Source organism: Kineococcus indalonis (assembly GCF_009906395.1).
Classification (GTDB): domain Bacteria; phylum Actinomycetota; class Actinomycetes; order Actinomycetales; family Kineococcaceae; genus Kineococcus; species Kineococcus indalonis.
This window is the reverse complement of sequence record NZ_JAAALM010000795.1, coordinates 1-1,242: the sequence shown is the minus strand read 5'-3', so window position 1 is coordinate 1,242 and position 1,242 is coordinate 1. Positions and strand designations below refer to the sequence as shown.

1 protein-coding gene is annotated in these 1,242 nt (G+C 77.9%); it reads left to right on the top strand.

What is annotated here, in order from left to right:
* On the top strand, positions 1-1,233 hold a 1,233-nt coding region (locus GTR00_RS21165), incomplete at its 5' end, for a hypothetical protein (RefSeq protein WP_166613482.1).
* Between the last annotated feature and the right edge of the window lie 9 nt (positions 1,234-1,242).

Genomic DNA, 1,242 nt, shown 5'->3' with positions numbered 1-1,242 from the left:
GGTGCTGGGGTGCCCCGTCCTGATGAGCTGCCCGCTGTCGACGACCTGCGCGAGCCGGGCGGCCGCGCCCTGCAGGAGCTGCGCGCACCGCTGGAGCAGTGGCTGCGCCAGCACGCCGTCCTCGACGAGGAGGTCGGCGCCGAGGGCGTCGTCGACGCCCTCGCCGTGTCCCTCGGCGGGCTGCGCGCGCTGCGGCCCTCGGCCGCGCCCGCCACGCGCTTCACCCCCGAGGAGGTGGAGGTCCTCACCGGCCGGGTGCTGCCCGCGCTGGTCGCCGACGCCGACGACCCCGAGGAGGTGCAGCAGGACCTGCAGGCCGTCTGGTACCAGTTCCTGGCCTTCCTGGGCGAGACCGGCCGCTGGAGCGGCACCGCCGGGCACCTGGAGACCTGCCTGGCGCTGCTGGGCCCGGGGGAGGCGGACCCCGCCGAGCTGCTCGCCGCCGCCGCGGAGCAGGTGAGCGCGCGCGAGGAGGACGCCGCCGTCCTGACCAGCTTCCCGGTGCGGGTGGCCGGCGCCGTGCTGGCGCGCGTGGGCGCGGGCACCGCCGTGCCCGACGACGAGGAGGTCTCCGCCGACGACGTCGCCGCGGTGCTCGCCGCGCTGGGCGAGCACGCCCCGGCCGTCGCCGCCGGCGAGGGGGGCGCGGCGCCGCGGCTGGAGGACGTGCCGTGGCTGCGCCAGGTGGTGCTGGCGATGCTGGACCTGGAGCTGCTGGACGGCGAGGACGACGAGTTCCTCGCCCCCGGCGTGGAGGCCGCCACCTGGCTCGACGACGACGAGGACGCCCGCGAGCTGCGCCGCGACCTCGTCGGGCGGTTCCTGCTCGACGACCCCGCCACGCTGGACGGCGGCTTCTCCGCCGCCGAGGCGCTGCTGCCGACGGTCCTGGCCTCGTCGGTGCTGGGCGAGCCCCTGGACGAGACCGACCTCGCCGACCTCGTGGAGGAGGCCGGCGACCTGGGCCCGGCCGCCTCCGCCGCCGTGGACGAGGTGCGCGAGCGCCTGGACGAGCTGGCCGCCGCGGGCCTGGTCAGCCGCGAGGCGCCCTGGACCCTGGAGCGCGGGTTCTGGCCGGCGGTCTCCGCCGGCATCTCCCAGCAGGCCGAGGAGGGCCCGGGCGGGCTGTTCGGCGACGGCGAGGAACCGCTGTGGTTCGACTCGGTCGCCGACACCCTGGGCCTGGGGGACGCGCAGAAGCAGCAGATCCGCGACATCCTCGGCGGCCGCTGACCGGCGCAC